Origin of the sequence: Paraburkholderia sp., from assembly GCF_036488505.1 — a bacterium.
Lineage (GTDB): Bacteria > Pseudomonadota > Gammaproteobacteria > Burkholderiales > Burkholderiaceae > Paraburkholderia.
This window is the reverse complement of record NZ_DASXHN010000279.1, coordinates 1-15981: the sequence shown is the minus strand read 5'-3', so window position 1 is coordinate 15981 and position 15981 is coordinate 1. Positions and strand designations below refer to the sequence as shown.

Genomic DNA, 15981 nt, shown 5'->3' with positions numbered 1-15981 from the left:
TCAGGGGGCGCGCGTCGTGCGCACGCCGTATCGATCAGCTTTTCTTCTTGACCGGGCGCACGTAACCGGTCTTGCCCGTCTGGGTCTTGTCGTTCAGCACCAGCGTATTGGCGTCGACGTCCTTCCAGACCGTCGTGCCGGCCGCGATCGTCGCGCCGCGCTGCACGCGCACCGGCGCGACCAGTTGCGTGTCGGACCCGACGAACACGTCGTCTTCGATCACGGTGCGGAATTTGTTCGCGCCGTCGTAGTTGCAGGTGATGGTACCTGCGCCGATATTCACGCGCGCGCCGATATCCGCGTCGCCGATATACGTAAGGTGATTCGCTTTCGAGCCATGGCCCAGCACCGCGTTTTTCACTTCGACGAAGTTGCCGACATGCGATTCATCGTGCAGCGACGCACCCGGGCGCAGCCGCGCATAAGGCCCCAGCACGACGTTCGCGCCGACCTCCGCGCCTTCGATATGGGTGAATGCGTCGACGCGCGTACCCGCGCCGATGCGCGCGTTACGGATCACGCAGTTGGGCCCGATGCTCACGTTGTCCGCTAGCGTTACGCGGCCTTCGAACACGCAGTTCACGTCGATCGACACGTCGCGGCCGCATTCGAGCGTGCCACGCACGTCGACGCGCGCGGGATCGGCGAGCGTCACGCCCGCCACCAGCAGCGCGTCGGCCACATTGCGCTGATGGATCCGCTCCAGCTCGGCGAGTTGCTGCTTGCTGTTCACGCCGAGCGTTTCCCACTCGTCGTCCGGCTGCGTGGTGACGACTTCGAGCCCGGCTTCGATCGCCATCTCGACCGCATCGGTCAGATAGAACTCGCCCTGCGCGTTGTCGTTTTTCAGCGCCGCGAGCCAGCCGGCGAGACGCGCGGTTGGCGCGACGATGATGCCGGTATTGATCTCGGCGATCCGCAGTTGCTCGGGGCTCGCGTCTTTCTGTTCGACGATGCGCTGCACGCGGCCTTGCTGATCGCGCACGATGCGGCCGTAACCGGCCGGATCGTCGAGCGTGACGGTCAGCACGCCATAGCCGTCCGGACCCGCGCGTTCGGCCAACGCGTGCAGCGTGGCCGCGCGCGTGAGCGGCACGTCGCCGTACAGCACCAGCGTGGGGAGTGCGGGATCCAGCAGCGGCAGCGTCTGCTGGACCGCGTGACCGGTGCCGAGCTGCTGCTCCTGCACCGCGAATTGAATGTCGGGGGCCGCGACGGCTTCGCGCACGGCTTCGGCGCCATGGCCGATCACGACGACGAGACGCGCGGGGTTCAACGCGCGAGCTGTGTCGATGACATGAGCAAGGAGCGGCCGGCCGGCCAGGGGATGGAGCACCTTGGGAAGCGCGGACCGCATGCGCTTGCCGGTACCTGCCGCCAAAATCACAATGTTCATGGCGTCGGCAATAAGACGAGTTCGGAGCCGGCGATTTTATCATGCGGCATCGAACGAAAAAGGCCGCGAATGCGGCCTTATCTCCGTGTTGCGCGAGCGAGAAGCCGCCGCAATGCCCGCGAAACGGGTCCTTTTCGTTAGAGGTCGTCGAACTGGACCAGCGAAATGGTCTTCGCGCCGCGAAGTGTGCCGCCAACCGAGCCCGTGAGCGGCGCGCCTTCGTCGGCGCCGCTGGAACACGGTTGCTCGTCGAATGCGATGTCGCCGTTCGGATCGGCCTCGCCGCTCGCACGCAGCTGCGCGAAGGGAAAGAGCTGGTGATCCATCAGATGCGACGGCACCACGTTCGACAGCGCGTTGAACATGTTCTCGATGCGGCCCGGGAAGCGCTTCTCCCAATCGCGGATCAGCGCCTTCATTTCCGCGCGCTTCAGGTTCGGCTGGCTGCCGCACAGGTTGCACGGAATGATCGGGAACTCGCGCAGCTCCGCGTACTTCTCCAGATCGGTCTCCTTCACGTACGCGAGCGGGCGGATCACGATGTTCTTGCCGTCATCCGATTGCAGCTTCGGCGGCATGCCCTTCAGCTTGCCACCGTAGAACAGGTTCAAAAGAAGCGTTTGCAGGATGTCGTCGCGATGATGACCGAGCGCGATTTTGGTCGCGCCCAGTTCGCCGGCGACGCGATACAGGATGCCGCGACGCAGCCGCGAGCACAGCGAGCAGGTAGTCTTGCCCTCCGGCACGAGCCGCTTGACGATGCTGTAAGTGTCCTGGTTCTCGATATGGAACGGGATGTCCAGCTGCTTCAGATACTCAGGCAGCACATGCTCGGGAAAGCCCGGCTGCTTCTGATCGAGGTTCACCGCGACGATCTCGAAGTTGATCGGCGCGCGCCCGCGTAGCCGCATCAGGATGTCGAGCATCGCGTAGCTATCCTTGCCGCCCGACAGGCAGACCATCACCTTGTCGCCGTCCTCGATCATGTTGTAGTCGCCGATCGCCTCGCCGACCTGGCGCGCGAGGCGCTTGAACAGCTTGTTGTTCTCGTACGCTTCCTTCTGCTCGCGGCGTGTGAGCGGGGTTTTTGCGGCGCGGGAGGCACCGGCGGCATTGGCTTGCCCCGTTTGGGCGGCTTCAGCGGCTTCAGCGGTCGCGGCGGCGCCCGCGTCGTGCATCTGTTCGTTGAGCATTTTCGGTGCTTGCATCGCTCAATCCTCCTTGATGCGGAAGACCTCGACACCGACCGCGTCGCAATCCGGATACACGTCCGGCTTCTCGGTCGACACGCGGGCCGCGCGCACCTGCGGGTGCTGCAGCATCGTGCGCACGAGGTCGTCGCACAGCGTTTCCTGCAGATGGATATGGCCTTGCGACACGCGTTGCGCGATCGTCGAGCGCATGAAGTCGTAGTCGACGACCTCGTTCAGTTTGTCGTGTTGCGGCGTGGACATCGCGAGCGGCACGAACAGTTCGACGTTGATCACGACGCGCTGTTCGCCGCGCTTTTCGAAATCGTGCACGCCGATGTTGATGTGCACCTCGTAATTGCGCAGAAAGAGCCGGCGGCAATCGGCAAGCCGGGGATGCGAAAGAGCGGCAAACATGTTCGTTCCAGTGATAAAAGGCGTGCGGGGCACGCAAAGGGCTTTCCACGCGCGGGCGATCAGCTGCAGAAGCAACCCGACAAACCGCGCGCGCGTCAGGCGCCCGTCAGAAACATCACGTCGCGCGGCAGCGGCACCAGATGCTGCCCGCCGTCGACCACCAGCGTCGTGCCGGTCACGCCGGCTGCATCCGCGAGATACAGCGCGGCGGCGACGATATCCTCGGGCCGCGACGCACGGCCCAGAGGCGTCATACGATGAGCGGCCTCGAAGCCGTGCGGGGTCTGGTCGGCCGATTGCATCGTCAGGCCGGGCGCGAGCCCGACCACCCGGAGCTTCGGCGCGAGCGCCTGAGCGAGCGCGACCGTCGCGGCCTCCAGCGCCGCCTTCGACAGCGTGTACGACAAGTAGTCCGGGTTCATGTTGTACAGCTTCTGATCTAGCAGGTTGATGACGACGCCGCGCTGGCTTTCGTCGCTCACCGCACTGTCCGGCGTCGCTTCGAACAGCATGCGCGCGAGCACCAGCGGTGCGCCGAGGTTCATCGCGGTGAGCTTCAGCAGCAGTTCGTAGCCGACGTCGCGCGCGGTGTCTTCCTCGAAGCGCGACGCGTTGTTGACGATGCACGACGGCCGGCCCAGCGCCGCGGTGCAGTCCGGCAGCAGCCGCTCGACCTGCGCCTCGTCGCCGAGTTCGGCGTGCAGCGCGACCGCGCGACGGCCCATTGCGGCGATTTGCGCGACCACCTCGTCGGCTTGCTCGCGCGATTCGCCGTAGTGCACCGCGACGTCCCAGCCGCGCGCGGCAAAGCCCAGCGAGAGCGCTCGCCCGATGCGGCGCGCGCCGCCGGTAACCAGTACGGTGCGGCGTGCGTCAGGCGGCGCTTCGGCCGGGCGGGCAGCGGTGTCCGGGGAGACGGTCATTTACAATGCGGGGATGAATCCGAAAGCTCACCAACCCGATAGTTTACCTGCTCCCGGCCCGAGCGCACTCGAACAGTCCGACGCGCTGATCGCGCAGATCCGTGCGCAACTGGATGCGGCCGGCGGCTGGTTGCCGTTCGACCGCTATATGGAGCGCGCACTGTACGCACCGGGGCTCGGATACTACAGCGGCGGTGCGCGCAAATTCGGGCTGCGTGGCGACGACGGCAGCGACTTCGTCACCGCGCCGGAACTGTCGCCGCTGTTCGCCGCGACGCTCGCGCGGCCAATCGCCGAAGCGTTGCAGGCTAGCGGCACCCGCGACGTGATGGAATTCGGCGCGGGCACCGGCAAGCTCGCGGCGGGCGTCATCGATGCGCTCGATGCGCTCGGCGCCGGCTTCGACAGCTATTCGATCGTCGATCTGTCAGGCGAACTGCGCGAGCGTCAGCGCGAAACCATTGCGGCTGCCGCGCCTGCGCTGCTTGCGAAAGTGCGCTGGCTCGACGCGCTGCCGGCGCGCTTCGACGGTGTGGTGATCGGCAATGAAGTGCTCGATGCGATGCCGGTGCGGCTGTTCGCGCATCACAGCGGCGCCTGGTACGAGCGCGGGGTGGTGTATCGCGACGGCGCATTCGCGTTCGACGATCGGCCGGTCTCCGCCGCTACCGACCTCGCGCTGCTGTCGGAAATCGACGCGACCCGCGACACCCCCGGCGAAGACTACGTGACCGAGACGCACGAAGCCGCGCGCGCCTTTACGCGCACCATCTGCACGATGCTCGCGCGCGGCGCCATTTTCCTGATCGACTACGGTTTTCCGGCTCGCGAGTATTACCACGGGCAGCGCGCGCAAGGCACGCTGATGTGCCATTACCGGCATCGTGCGCACGGCGATCCGTTTCTGTACCCCGGATTGCAGGACATTACCGCGCACGTCGAATTCACCGGCATTGCCGAGGCTGGCGTCGAGACCGGCGCGGACCTGCTCGGCTTCACGTCGCAAGCGCGCTTCTTGCTGAACGCGGGCATCACCGATGTGCTCGGCGAAATCGATCCCGCCGATACCCCGCGCTTCCTGCCTGCGGCAAACGCGGTGCAGAAGCTGCTGTCCGAGGCGGAGATGGGCGAACTCTTCAAGGTGATCGCGTTTTCGCGCGGGCTCGACGATACGGTGCGCGCGTTTTCGAGCGGCGATCGCTCACATACGCTGTGACTTTTAACTTGCTTCCGGTCGGGAACTCGCAATGATCCGCTGGCTTTTAACCACCTTCGTTGCGGTTGCGGTGCTGTCGTCCTGCTGGCCGTGGCTAAGGAAGATCGGCATCGGACGGATGCCCGGCGACGTGACGCTACGTCTGTTCGGGCGCGAGTATCCGTTTCCGTTCATGTCGACGCTGGTGCTGTCGATGGTGTTGTCGTTGCTGGCGCGGATGTTGTAACCGGCGGGTGTTAGCGCCGCGACGGCGGACGAACCGCCCGCAACTCTACTTCAGCGCCACCCGCGACTCCACTGCGCGACTCCACTTGCCGCTCCACCTGCAACTCCGCTTGCAACACTGCGCCATCCGCCAGCGCCGCTAACCGAGGGCCGCCTCCACCGCGCGCACCCGCTCTTCATGCACGGCATCCTTGATACCGGCCGGCGCATCGGCGAGGCGCTTCGCCACCGCTCCCGCATCGACACCGCGTGCGGCCACCAGCGCAATCCTCAACCGCTCCGCCTGCGGATACGCGCGTGCCTCGAAGCCCAGCCGCCCGCGCGCATCCGACTCGCACGCCTGCAACGCCTCGGCGAAGCGCGCGGGCTTCCTGATCGCGTCGCTGCGCTCGAGCAGCCGCACCAGCGCGGCCGCCCCAAACTCCATCACACGATGAATATTGCCGTGCTCGCGTGCGACCAGCACCGCGAGGTCGCGGCACTCGTTCGGCACGCGTAGCCGCTCGCACAGCGGTTTGAGCAGATCGACGCTGCGGCCCTCGTGACCGAGATGCCGCGGCAGTATGTCTTCGGGCGTGGTCGCCTTGCCGAGATCGTGCGTCAGCGCGGCGAAACGCACCGGCAGCGCGTAGCCCTGCTGCGCCGCATGGTCGAGCACCATCATCACGTGGACACCCGTGTCGACCTCCGGGTGATAGTCGGCCCGCTGCGGCACGCCAAATAGCGCGTCGATCTCCGGCAGAATCCGCGCGAGCGCGCCGCAGTCGCGCAGCACCTCGAACATCCGCGACGGCTTCTTTTCCATCAATCCGCGCGATACCTCCTGCCACACGCGCTCCGCCACCAGCGCGTCGACTTCGCCAGCCGCGACCATCTTGCGCATCAGCGCCATCGTCTCCGGCGCGACCGTGAAATCGACGAAGCGCGCCGCAAAGCGCGCGATGCGCAGAATCCGCACCGGGTCTTCGAGAAACGCATCGCTGACATGGCGAAAGAGCCGCGCCTGCAGATCGGCCTGACCGTTGAACGGATCGATCACCGGGCCTGTCAGCTCACCATCCGGGCGCAGTTCGCGCGCCATCGCGTTGATGGTCAGGTCGCGGCGCGCGAGGTCCTCCTCGAGCGTCACGTCGGGCGCGTAGAAAAACTGAAAGCCGTGATAGCCGGCCGCCGTCTTGCGCTCGGTGCGGGCGAGCGCGTATTCCTCGTGCGTCTGCGGATGGAGGAACACCGGGAAATCTTTGCCCACCGGCCGATAGCCCTGCGCAACCATCTGCTCGGGCGTGGCGCCGACCACCACATAGTCGCGGTCCTGCACTGGCACGCCGAGCAATTCGTCGCGGATCGCACCGCCTACTGCATAGATATTCATGGGCATTCGTCTTGATACGCGATCGCGTGGGTTTCCTCGCGCGCGGCGCCGATCCATGCATTGACCGCGGGTAACGCGGTAAGCCGCTCGACGTATGCGGCGGAAGTTGCGGACAACGCCGGCTTCCAGGTGTTGAAGCGCATCGCGACCGGCGCGTACATCGCGTCGGCAATGCTGAATTCGCCGAACAGGAACGGGCCGCCGTGGGCGGCGAGGCACTCAGCCCAGATCGCCTCGATCCGCGCGATATCGGCGAGCACACCCGGCGTCGCATTTTTGCCAGCGAATGACGCGCGGATATTCATCCACATGTTCGTGCGCAGCTCGCTGAAGCCCGAATGCATCTCCGCGCTGATGCAGCGCGCGTGCGCACGCGCCGCCGCGTCGCGCGGCCACAGTGCGTGCTGCGCAAAGCGCTCGGCGAGCGTTTCGGCGATCGCGAGCGAATCCCAGATCGCCTGCCCGGTGTCATCGATCAGGCAGGGGACCTTGCCCGGACCGCGCGGCGCAAGTGCGCGCACCGATGCATTGGTGTCCGGTTGGTTCAGCCAGATCAACACCTCTTCGAACGGGATGCCGAAATGCGTAAGCAACAACCATGGGCGCATCGACCATGACGAGTAGTTCTTGTCACCAATAAGCAGCTTCATGCGTTCTAAGAAAGAAGGAAGAAGAAAAAAGCTTCAGCGCCCGGCGCTCGCGCGGAACGTGTCGAGCCGCGAACCCCTGGACGCGCCGGTCAGATAGGTCGGCGCGATCGCCTCGATGCTGGTCGGCTCCAGTCCGAGTTCGGGCGCGAGCGGCCCGCTCAGCACGTTCGGCACCTTCATCGAATCGAGATTGTCGCGCGAGATCACCGGTTCGCCCGGCGCCATTTCGAAGCTGAGTGCCTGCAGGCGCGCAAGCGCTTCCGGCAGACGGATGATGCGCGCATGCCGGCCGATCACATCGCCGCAATACGTGACGAGGTCTTCGAGCGTGTAGACGGTCGGTCCGCCGAGTTCATAGGTGCGGCCGCTGGCGGCGTCGAGGTCGAGCACGTTGACGATCGCCTTGGCGACGTCGCCGACATAGACCGGCTGGAACTGCGCATCCGGCATCGCGAGCGGAATGGCCGGAAATACGCGCTGCAGGAACGCGAACTTGTTGAGGAAGTCGTCGGCCGGACCGAATACGACGGACGGGCGGAAGATCGTCCACGCGAGGCTCGCCGCATGCACGGCCTTCTCGCCGTCGCCCTTCGACCGCGCGTACATACTCGGACCATTGGGCGCGGCGCCGAGCGCGCTCAGATGAATCAGCCGATGCACGCCCTTGCCTTCGCACGCGGCGACGATGCGCGTCGGCAGTTCGACATGCGCATGCGCGTACGTCTCGCCATACGGCTTGCCGCGTTTGCCGTTCAGGATGCCCACTAGGTTGATCACGCAATCAGCGTCTTCGACGAAGCGCGCGAGCTGGACCGGATCGAACACATCGGTTTCGACCACATCGATCGGCAGCATCGTGAGATGACGCGCGTTGTAGCGGCGCCGGGTGGCGATGCGCACGTCCTTGCCCAGTTCGACGAGCGCGTTGACGAGATAGCTGCCGATAAAGCCGGAGCCGCCGATGATCGCAATGGCTTGATGTCGCATTTTCGACTCCCTGATGGAAGCCGCGGCAACAGCTGGCGTGGCGCGCCGTGGCCGCGGGACCAAGATCCCGCGATCACGGCGACACGGCGCTTACGGTGCGATGTAACCCAGACGCGCCTTCAGCGATTGCGGACGGCCTTCGAACAATGCCGCGTAGTAGACCGTGTTGGACAACACATTCTTGACGTAGTCGCGAGTTTCCTGGAACGGGATCGCCTCGGCGAAGATCGCGCCTTCGACCGGGTGTTGCAGCGACTGCCGCCAGTTGCGCGGACGGCCCGGGCCCGCGTTATAGCCAGCGGTGGCCAGCACGGCGGACGCATCGAACTGATTGTAGATCATCGCCAGGTAGTTGGTGCCGAGCAGGATATTGGTGTTGATGTCGTTCATCTGCTCGCGCGATACCGGCCCGAGGCCGATCTTTTTCGCGACCAATTGCGCGGTGGCCGGCATCAGTTGCATCAACCCACCGGCGCCGACTTCAGAGCGTGCGTTGATGATGAAACGCGACTCCTGGCGAATCAGCCCGTAAGCCCATTCGACGTCGAGCCCGCTCGACTGCGCGTCGCGCTCGACGATATCGCGGAACGGCGACAAATAGCGCAGCGAAAAATCGTGCTCGGTCTTCGTGCGATCTGCGGTGTTGACCGTGCGGTCGTACAACTGGATGCGGCGCGCGTATTCGGCGGCGGCGAGCAGTTGCCGGTCGGTCATGCTGCGCAACGGCCAGTTCCATTCGCGATTTCCTTCGAGCCGCAGGTTCAGCGCGTAAAAGCGCTGCGCGAGTTCGAAACCGGGCGTGTTGGCGGCCTGCTGGACTTCGGCGTCGGTGACCGTCGTCTTGGGCGGCACGGTGATCTTCTGGCCGAGTTCTTCCGCCGCGAGCTGGCCGTAGAAATTGAAGTTCTGTGCAATCGATTCGAATTCCTGGCTGGCCATTGCGGTGTCGCCCGCCTGCTTCAGCGCGCGCCCATGCCAGTACACCCACGACGGCTGCTTGCGCAGCGCTTCGGGCATCTGCTCGATCGACCAGCGCACCATGTTCCAGTCGCCGGCGAGCAGCGCGCTGCGAGTGCGCCATTCATACGCGGAGTTCGACAACGGCGCGTTCGCCGACAGCCGGAACCAGTCGACCGCGCCGGGCACCTGCTTGAGCGCCGCCTGATAGCCGATCGTGCCCCAGCCGATCGCGCGCTCGGGCGAATTCAGCGACGGCGCGACCGATGCGAACGTGGCCGCCGCCATCGCCGGATCGTTGCGCGCCATCCGCGTGATCGCCAGCAGCGCCAGTTGATGCGATTGCGCATCGGCACCGACGCCGCGTGCGAGCAGCAGCGGCGGCGTATTCACCGCCTGGCCGAACAGCACCGGATCGGGCGCCTGATCGCCAAGCGCGTCGACGAGCTTGCTGCCGGTGCTCGTGTAGTTCTGTTCGTACGCGAGACGGATCTGCTGCCAGATATCGTCGCTGCTGAACTGACGGTTCGCGCCGAGCACGGTGATCAGATCCACGCAGCCGTCGCCGTACCATCTCGGCTCGACGAGCAGCGCGCGCGCTGCATCGGCGACGTTCTCGCCGCGCGACGCGCGCGATTCGAGCGCATAGCACTTGACCTGGGTGTCGTCGTTGAGCACGAACTTGGCGTACTGCTGGTCGAAGTTGCGCCAGTCATGACGCGTGCCGAGCACGGTCAGGTAGTCGTTGCGCAGACGATCGGCGATCGCCTGGCCGTCGTACTTCTGCAGGAATGCGAGCACCGGCGCGTCGGGCGCGTCGACCCGCGCATGGCCGCCCGAATCGAACAGTTGCGGCTTGATCTGGAAGTACTCCAGATACGACGGCGCCGGATAGTTCGGGATCATGCTCGCGAGCTGTGCCGCGCGCGCGGCGTCGTTGCTACGCGCGGCTTCGCGAAGCTGGACGAAGATTTGATCGTCGTTGGTGAGTTGCGAGAGAGGAAGAGGCTTGACGGCCGAGGCAGTGCTGCACGCGACGAGCGCCGCTGCGGCCAGCGCCATACCGACCGCGCGATATACTCGAAAAAGGCGTTTTGACATCGTTGTTTCTGGAGCGCGAATTGGACCCAAGCATAGCATGCAACCCTGTCCCAATAACTAAAAAGGCGTTGCGCCAGAGACTACTGGAAGCGAGGCTGCAAGCGGCTTCTGAGCCGGCCAGCAATGCCGCGCTCGGGCGTCGGGTACTCGATGCGCTCAAGCATTTCGCGATGGCTAGCGTGGGGTTCTACTGGCCGCTCGCGGGCGAGTACGACGCGCGCGGCGCGATCGCGATCTGGCTCGCGGCCGATGCGCGTCACGAGGCGAGTTTGCCGATCATCAAGGAGCGCGGCACACCACTGGAGTTTCACGCGTGGACACCCGAAACGTCGATGAAGACCGGTCATCACAAGATTGCCGAGCCGACGTCCGGGCGCGTCGTGCTGCCTGAACTGCTGTTGGTGCCCTGCGTCGGTTTCGACGATGACGGCTATCGCCTGGGCTACGGCGGCGGGTACTACGACCGCACGCTGGCTGCGTGGCCAGCGGCGAAAAAGCCGATTACGGTCGGCATCGCGTATGAGGCATGCCGCATCCGGGCGCTGGAGCGCGAGGCGCACGATATTCCGTTGGATCTGATCGTTACCGAGGCGGGGTTTCATCCGGCGCTGCCGGACTGAAGGTGAAGCGCGCGGCGTGTGTCACACGCGCCGGCCATTCATCGTGAGATCGCGCCGATATCACGCTGATCACAATCCCAACGATCACAACGATGCGGCCGCGCGCGCCGCCGTGTCGTACAACCCGGACGCGTTGCGCATCAACTGCGCGGCCTCGCCGATCTGCTCATTGGTGAGCCCGCTTTCCTTGAGCGTCATAATCAGGCAGCTCTCGCGCACCTCGCGGTATTTAAGACACAGCTCGCGGCCCGCGTCGGTCGCGGAAAAGAACACTTCCTTGCCGGTCTTTTCGCTTTTTACATACCCTCTAGCTACCAGCTTCTTCAGCGCGTAGGTCGCCACGTGCGTGTCCTCGATGTTCAGCACGAAGCAGATATCGGCTAGCTTTTTGCGGCGCTCGCGGTGGCTCACGTGATGCAGCAGCGACACCTCGATAGCCGTCATGTCCTTGTCGCCGGCCGCCGACATGCAGCGTACCATCCAGCGGTTGAACGCATTGCCCGCCATGATCAGCGCGTATTCGAGCTCGGACAGCTCCGCGCTGGTCGGCGAGACGAGATGTTCCGACGAGACGATCTTGGTGGGGTGGCGCGCCATACGGGGGGGTTCCGGCAATAGGTGGAAAAGTGTCGAAAGTGTACGACGACCGGCTTTTCCCGGCGAGCTGAGGTAAAACTCTTATTGATAAATTGTCGACGTTTTATTGATAATGCATGCTCTCTATCGTTGCCGATCCGGTACCGTCCGTGGGCCAATACGTCGCGCTGTCCGCCTCTCCTTCCGACTCGACCAGGGCCGTCCAGCTATGAATCAACCCCGCATTTTTCCGCTCGGCGATGCCGCGCTCGTCTGCGAAGCGCCGCCGCCCGCCACGCTGGAATGCCAGCGGCGCGTGTGGGCCGCGGCGCAAGCCGCGCGCGACTGGCCGCACGTGCTCGAGGTGGTGCCCGGCATGAACAATCTGACGCTCGTGCTCGATCCGCTCGAAGCCGACGCCGACGCGCTCGCCGCGCAACTGCTCGCGGTGTGGAACGCGGCGGCCAGCATCGACGCTCCGAGCCGCGAGGTGCAGATTCCCGTGCAGTACGGCGGCGAGTTCGGCCCCGATCTGCAGGCGGTCGCCGACCACACGGGCCTCACTACGCGCGAGGTCGTCGAGCGTCATGCGAACGGCGACTACGTGGTGTTCTTCCTCGGCTTCCAGCCGGGCTTCGCGTATATGGGCGGGCTGGAAGCCGTGTTGCACACGCCGCGCCGCGCGTCGCCGCGGCTCGAGGTGCCGGCCGGTTCGGTCGGCATCGGCGGTGAGCAGACCGGCATCTATCCGGCAGTGTCGCCGGGTGGCTGGCAACTGATCGGCCGCGCCGAGGTGCCGCTGTTCGATCCGGCGCGCCGGCCGCCCACGCTACTGCAACCGGGCGACCGGGTGCGCTTCACGATCGCGGGGATCCACTCATGATCGACGTGATCCGCGCGGGTCTTCTGACTACGATCCAGGACCTCGGCCGGCACGGCTACCGGCATCTCGGCGTCGCGATGGGCGGCGCGCTCGATCGCCTGTCGCTCGAAGTCGGCAACCGGCTGGTGGGCAACCGGCCCGACGCGGCCGGTCTCGAAATCACCTTTGGTCCGACCGTGCTGCGCTTTCTGCGCGCGACGCGCGTCGCGATCACCGGCACCGAATTCGGCGCGACACTCGACGGCAAGCCGGTCTATTCATGGTGGAGCCTGCCGGTGCAAGCCGGCCAGGAACTGGTGCTGAATGCAGCGAAGCGCGGCATGCGCGGCTACGTGTGCGTCGCCGGCGGCATCGACGTGCTGCCGATGCTCGGCTCTCGCAGCACGGACCTCGCCGGCCATTTCGGCGGACTCGGCGGCCGCGCGCTGGTCGACGGCGATCGCCTGCCGGTCGGCGCGCCGCCGCAGCGCGGCCATCTCGGCTTCACGCCCGAGGCGCCGGAATTCGGCGTGAAGGCGCCCGCCTGGTGCAAGTTCGTGCTGGTGCACGAGCCGTTGCGGCGCGGCCGTCATCCGGCGGGGGTGCCGTGGGCGGTGCCGATCCGGGTGCTGCGCGGGCCCGAATACGACACCTTCACCGAAGCCGCGCAGCAGTCGTTCTGGTCCGACGAGTGGCTCGTCACGCCGAACAGCAACCGGATGGGCTACCGCCTCGCCGGCACGGAGCTTCAACGCACGCACAAGGCCGATCTGCTGTCGCACGCGGTATTGCCGGGCACGATCCAGGTGCCGCCGAACGGCCAGCCGATCGTGCTGATGAGCGACGCGCAGACCACCGGCGGCTATCCGAAGATCGGCGCGGTGATCCAGGCGGATCTATGGAAGCTCGCGCAGGTGCGCCTGAACGCGGCCGTCCGTTTCATCCCGGCGACGCCCTACGAGGCGCGCCAGGCTTTGCTGGAAGAACGTGTGTATCTGCGGCAGATCGATGCCGCGATCGCAATGCATGAGGAGCGCTGCGCGCGTCAGTCGACGCTCGTGACGCTCTAACACCAAGTAGAGGAATCTCCATGGAAATCGATCTGAACGCCGACCTCGGCGAAGGCTGTGGTTCCGACGAAGCGCTGCTCGACCTCGTCAGTTCCGCCAATATCGCGTGCGGCTGGCACGCGGGCGGCGCCAACGTGATGCGCGACTGCGTGCGCTGGGCGGTGCGCAAAGGCGTCGCGATCGGCGCGCATCCGAGCTTTAACGATCCCGACAATTTCGGCCGTAAGGAAATGGATTTGCCGGCCGGCGAAATCTACGCGGGCGTGCTCTACCAGCTCGGCGCGCTGTCGGCGATCGCGCAGGCCGAGGGCGGCCGCATCGCGCACGTCAAGCCGCATGGCGCGCTGTACAACCAGGCCGCGCGCGACAGCACGATTGCGGACGCGATCGTGTCGGCGGTGCACGACTTCGATCCGTCGGTCGTCGTGTTCGCGCTCGCCGGCAGCGGGCTCGTGAGCGCCGCGCGCAACGCGGGCCTGACCGCGATCGAGGAAGTATTCGCCGATCGCGGTTATCGCGCCGACGGCTCGCTCGTGCCGCGCAGCCAGCCAGGCGCGCTGCTCGACGACGAAGACGAAGTACTCGAACGCACGCTCGCGATGATCCGCGAGCAACGCGTGCGCGCGATCGATGGCCAGTGGGTGCCGCTGAACGCGCAGACCATCTGCCTGCATGGCGACGGCCCGCATGCGCTCGCGTTCGCGCGACGCATTCGCGGTGCGCTCGAAGCGGCCGGCATCGACGTGCACGCGGCGAGTTCCGCACGGGCTTGAAATCTCTCGCGGCATCCCGAGAACCCGCGCTTTAAAGGTGCGGATAAAAGCAGTATCAGCCAACGCGGCCGCAGAGCCGTGATAACAAGCCGGCGCGCCAACCGCGCGCCGGTTCACGTCAGCCGCCATTCGCGGCGAAGTTAAAACCTGAGGCTAACAAGCCCCGTTTGGAGAGTCCTGATGCAGACCACCGTCAGTTTATGGCCACTCATCGGTGTGGCCGTCATCATCGCCGGCTTTCTATTGCGGTTCAATCCGATGCTGATCGTGGCCGTCGCCGCGATCATCACCGGAGTCGCCGCGCATTTCCCGCCTGAAAAGATCCTCGCGCTGATCGGCACCGGCTTCATCAAGACGCGCAATATCCCGCTGATCATTCTGCTGCCGCTCGCCGTGATCGGCCTGCTGGAGCGGCACGGCCTGCGCGAGCGCGCGCAGGCATGGATCAGCAGCATCAAGGCGGCCACCGCCGGGCGTCTGCTGATCGTCTATCTGCTGGTGCGCGAACTGACCGCCGCGGTCGGTCTGACCGGGCTCGGTGGCCATCCGCAGATGGTGCGTCCGCTGATCGCGCCGATGACCGAGGGCGCGGCCGAAAACCGCTTCGGCAAGCTCAGCGACGCCGTGCGCTTCCGGCTGCGCGCGTTTGCGGCGGCGACCGACAACGTCGGCCTGTTCTTCGGCGAGGACGTGTTCGTCGCGTTCGGCGCGATCGTGCTGATGACGACCTTCCTGAAAGAAGCCGGCATCGTGGTCGAACCGATTCACGTTGCGGTGTGGGGCATTCCGACCGCGGTCAGCGCGTTCATCGTGCATGGCTTCCGGCTCTGGCTGCTCGATCGCAAGCTCGAACGCGAACTGCGCGGCAATGCCACGGCGCGGACGCAGTCGCCGACGCCGACGCCGGCGTCATCGCCCGATCAGCCGCAAGCGCGACGCGCCACCGGAGACGAAGCATGACTTTCACGATCAACTATCTGTTCTGGCTGCTCGGCGTGGTGCTGCTGATCGTCGGCGGGATGATCGTCACCGATCGCGAGCATCCGCGCCGGCTGACCGCGGGCGGTTTCTGGATCCTCTACGCGTTGATCTTTCTGATCGGCGACCGTCTGCCGCCCGCGGTGGTCGGCGTCGCGGTGATCGTGATGGCGGTGATCGCGGGCTTCGGCGGCGTGACCGCGGGCAAGGCGAGGACGCTATCGCTCGAGGCGCGCAAGGCGAGCGCCGTGCGTCTGCGCAACAAGCTGTTCGTGCCCGCGCTGACGATTCCCGTCGTCACCGTGATCATCACGCTCACGGCGAGCCACCTCGTGTTCGGCGGCGTGCCGCTGATCGAGAAGGCCAACGTCACGCTGATCGGCTTCGGTATCGGCTGCGTGATCGCGTTGGCGGTCGCCTGCGTGATCACGCGCGACACGGTCGGGCAGTCGATGAAGGAAGCTCGCCGCCTCGTCGATGCGCTGTCGTGGGCGGCGGTGTTGCCACAGATGCTCGGCATGCTCGGGCTCGTGTCCTCCGACGCGGGTGTCGGCAAGGCGGTCGCGCACGTGACCACGTCGTATATCAGCCTCGATTACCGCTTCGTCGCGGTGGCCGTGTACTGCATCGGCATGGCGCTGTTCACGATGGTGATGGGTAACGGCTTC

17 protein-coding genes are annotated in these 15981 nt (G+C 65.7%); 8 read left to right on the top strand and 9 right to left on the bottom strand.

The window, feature by feature from the left end:
* Window positions 1-34 precede the first annotated feature (34 nt).
* The 4 genes from glmU to VGH68_RS16680 all read right to left on the bottom strand — a co-directional run bounded on the left by glmU (window position 35) and on the right by VGH68_RS16680 (window position 3926).
* Window positions 35-1396, bottom strand: a complete 1362-nt coding sequence (glmU, locus tag VGH68_RS16695; RefSeq protein WP_331604761.1) for a bifunctional UDP-N-acetylglucosamine diphosphorylase/glucosamine-1-phosphate N-acetyltransferase GlmU — start codon at window positions 1394-1396, stop codon at window positions 35-37.
* 137 nt (window positions 1397-1533) lie between these two features.
* The gene (ttcA, locus tag VGH68_RS16690; protein WP_414696954.1) at window positions 1534-2574 is read right to left on the bottom strand and encodes a tRNA 2-thiocytidine(32) synthetase TtcA; all 1041 of its coding nucleotides are present in this window, start codon (window positions 2572-2574) and stop codon (window positions 1534-1536) included.
* A 33-nt stretch (window positions 2575-2607) separates the two neighbouring features.
* The gene (locus VGH68_RS16685; protein ID WP_331604759.1) at window positions 2608-3003 is read right to left on the bottom strand and encodes a dihydroneopterin aldolase; all 396 of its coding nucleotides are present in this window, start codon (window positions 3001-3003) and stop codon (window positions 2608-2610) included.
* Window positions 3004-3098: 95 nt separating this feature from the next.
* Window positions 3099-3926, bottom strand: a complete 828-nt coding sequence (locus tag VGH68_RS16680; RefSeq protein ID WP_331604757.1) for an SDR family oxidoreductase — start codon at window positions 3924-3926, stop codon at window positions 3099-3101.
* 13 nt (window positions 3927-3939) lie between these two features.
* On the opposite strand from VGH68_RS16680, the gene VGH68_RS16675 reads away from it, so the two are divergent.
* Window positions 3940-5142: a class I SAM-dependent methyltransferase gene (locus tag VGH68_RS16675; protein ID WP_331604756.1), complete on the top strand. Its 1203-nt coding sequence runs from the start codon at window positions 3940-3942 to the stop codon at window positions 5140-5142.
* Between the two features lie 31 nt (window positions 5143-5173).
* Complete coding sequence (locus tag VGH68_RS16670) at window positions 5174-5368, top strand: DUF2905 domain-containing protein (protein WP_331604755.1); 195 nt, start codon at window positions 5174-5176, stop codon at window positions 5366-5368.
* A 138-nt stretch (window positions 5369-5506) separates the two neighbouring features.
* On the opposite strand, the gene VGH68_RS16665 is transcribed toward VGH68_RS16670, so the two are convergent.
* From VGH68_RS16665 to VGH68_RS16650, 4 genes are all read right to left on the bottom strand, one after another.
* Window positions 5507-6739 carry a multifunctional CCA addition/repair protein gene (locus tag VGH68_RS16665; protein WP_331604754.1) on the bottom strand — a complete coding sequence of 411 codons (1233 nt, stop codon included), beginning with the start codon at window positions 6737-6739 and terminating at the stop codon, window positions 5507-5509.
* Window positions 6736-7389 (bottom strand): glutathione S-transferase family protein, encoded by a 654-nt coding sequence (locus VGH68_RS16660; RefSeq protein WP_331604753.1) that lies wholly within the window; start codon window positions 7387-7389, stop codon window positions 6736-6738. The genes VGH68_RS16665 and VGH68_RS16660 overlap by 4 nt, the downstream gene beginning before the upstream one ends.
* 33 nt (window positions 7390-7422) lie before the next feature.
* Window positions 7423-8376, bottom strand: coding sequence for a complex I NDUFA9 subunit family protein (locus tag VGH68_RS16655; protein ID WP_331604752.1), 954 nt, complete (start codon window positions 8374-8376; stop codon window positions 7423-7425).
* Window positions 8377-8466: 90 nt separating this feature from the next.
* Window positions 8467-10434, bottom strand: a complete 1968-nt coding sequence (locus tag VGH68_RS16650) for a lytic transglycosylase domain-containing protein (RefSeq protein ID WP_331604751.1) — start codon at window positions 10432-10434, stop codon at window positions 8467-8469.
* Between the two features lie 20 nt (window positions 10435-10454).
* Here VGH68_RS16650 and VGH68_RS16645 point away from each other — a divergent pair, with 20 nt between their 5' ends.
* Window positions 10455-11054: a 5-formyltetrahydrofolate cyclo-ligase gene (locus VGH68_RS16645; RefSeq protein ID WP_331604750.1), complete on the top strand. Its 600-nt coding sequence runs from the start codon at window positions 10455-10457 to the stop codon at window positions 11052-11054.
* A gap of 84 nt (window positions 11055-11138) precedes the next feature.
* Here VGH68_RS16645 and VGH68_RS16640 read toward each other — a convergent pair whose 3' ends face one another.
* Window positions 11139-11651: a winged helix DNA-binding protein gene (locus VGH68_RS16640; protein ID WP_331604749.1), complete on the bottom strand. Its 513-nt coding sequence runs from the start codon at window positions 11649-11651 to the stop codon at window positions 11139-11141.
* A gap of 208 nt (window positions 11652-11859) precedes the next feature.
* Between VGH68_RS16640 and pxpB the strand changes: the two genes are divergently transcribed.
* The 5 genes from pxpB to VGH68_RS16615 form a co-directional block, all read left to right on the top strand.
* Complete coding sequence (pxpB, locus tag VGH68_RS16635) at window positions 11860-12513, top strand: 5-oxoprolinase subunit PxpB (protein ID WP_331604748.1); 654 nt, start codon at window positions 11860-11862, stop codon at window positions 12511-12513.
* Window positions 12510-13562 (top strand): biotin-dependent carboxyltransferase family protein, encoded by a 1053-nt coding sequence (locus VGH68_RS16630; RefSeq protein ID WP_331604747.1) that lies wholly within the window; start codon window positions 12510-12512, stop codon window positions 13560-13562. The genes pxpB and VGH68_RS16630 overlap by 4 nt, the downstream gene beginning before the upstream one ends.
* Window positions 13563-13582: 20 nt before the next feature.
* Complete coding sequence (gene pxpA / locus VGH68_RS16625) at window positions 13583-14335, top strand: 5-oxoprolinase subunit PxpA (RefSeq protein ID WP_331604746.1); 753 nt, start codon at window positions 13583-13585, stop codon at window positions 14333-14335.
* A 180-nt stretch (window positions 14336-14515) separates the two neighbouring features.
* Entirely contained in the window at window positions 14516-15295 is a 780-nt protein-coding gene (locus VGH68_RS16620) for a DUF969 domain-containing protein (protein WP_331604745.1), read from the top strand.
* The coding region (locus tag VGH68_RS16615; RefSeq protein ID WP_331604743.1) for a 5-oxoproline transporter, DUF979 family subunit at window positions 15292-15981 on the top strand (690 nt) is incomplete at its 3' end. The genes VGH68_RS16620 and VGH68_RS16615, both read left to right, overlap by 4 nt.

Excerpts from the sequence above, each read along its gene's own strand:
- VGH68_RS16660 (WP_331604753.1), bottom strand. The coding sequence starts at position 7,389 with ATGAAGCTGCTTATTGGTGACAAGAACTACTCGTCATGGTCGATGCGC.
- VGH68_RS16620 (WP_331604745.1), top strand. The coding sequence starts at position 14,516 with ATGCAGACCACCGTCAGTTTATGGCCACTCATCGGTGTGGCCGTCATC.
- VGH68_RS16650 (WP_331604751.1), bottom strand. The coding sequence starts at position 10,434 with ATGTCAAAACGCCTTTTTCGAGTATATCGCGCGGTCGGTATGGCGCTG.
- VGH68_RS16670 (WP_331604755.1), top strand. The coding sequence starts at position 5,174 with ATGATCCGCTGGCTTTTAACCACCTTCGTTGCGGTTGCGGTGCTGTCG.
- ttcA (WP_414696954.1), bottom strand. The coding sequence starts at position 2,574 with ATGCACGACGCGGGCGCCGCCGCGACCGCTGAAGCCGCTGAAGCCGCC.
- VGH68_RS16630 (WP_331604747.1), top strand. The coding sequence starts at position 12,510 with ATGATCGACGTGATCCGCGCGGGTCTTCTGACTACGATCCAGGACCTC.
- VGH68_RS16675 (WP_331604756.1), top strand. The coding sequence starts at position 3,940 with ATGAATCCGAAAGCTCACCAACCCGATAGTTTACCTGCTCCCGGCCCG.
- glmU (WP_331604761.1), bottom strand. The coding sequence starts at position 1,396 with ATGAACATTGTGATTTTGGCGGCAGGTACCGGCAAGCGCATGCGGTCC.
- VGH68_RS16640 (WP_331604749.1), bottom strand. The coding sequence starts at position 11,651 with ATGGCGCGCCACCCCACCAAGATCGTCTCGTCGGAACATCTCGTCTCG.
- VGH68_RS16685 (WP_331604759.1), bottom strand. The coding sequence starts at position 3,003 with ATGTTTGCCGCTCTTTCGCATCCCCGGCTTGCCGATTGCCGCCGGCTC.
- VGH68_RS16680 (WP_331604757.1), bottom strand. The coding sequence starts at position 3,926 with ATGACCGTCTCCCCGGACACCGCTGCCCGCCCGGCCGAAGCGCCGCCT.
- pxpB (WP_331604748.1), top strand. The coding sequence starts at position 11,860 with ATGAATCAACCCCGCATTTTTCCGCTCGGCGATGCCGCGCTCGTCTGC.
- VGH68_RS16665 (WP_331604754.1), bottom strand. The coding sequence starts at position 6,739 with ATGAATATCTATGCAGTAGGCGGTGCGATCCGCGACGAATTGCTCGGC.
- VGH68_RS16655 (WP_331604752.1), bottom strand. The coding sequence starts at position 8,376 with ATGCGACATCAAGCCATTGCGATCATCGGCGGCTCCGGCTTTATCGGC.
- pxpA (WP_331604746.1), top strand. The coding sequence starts at position 13,583 with ATGGAAATCGATCTGAACGCCGACCTCGGCGAAGGCTGTGGTTCCGAC.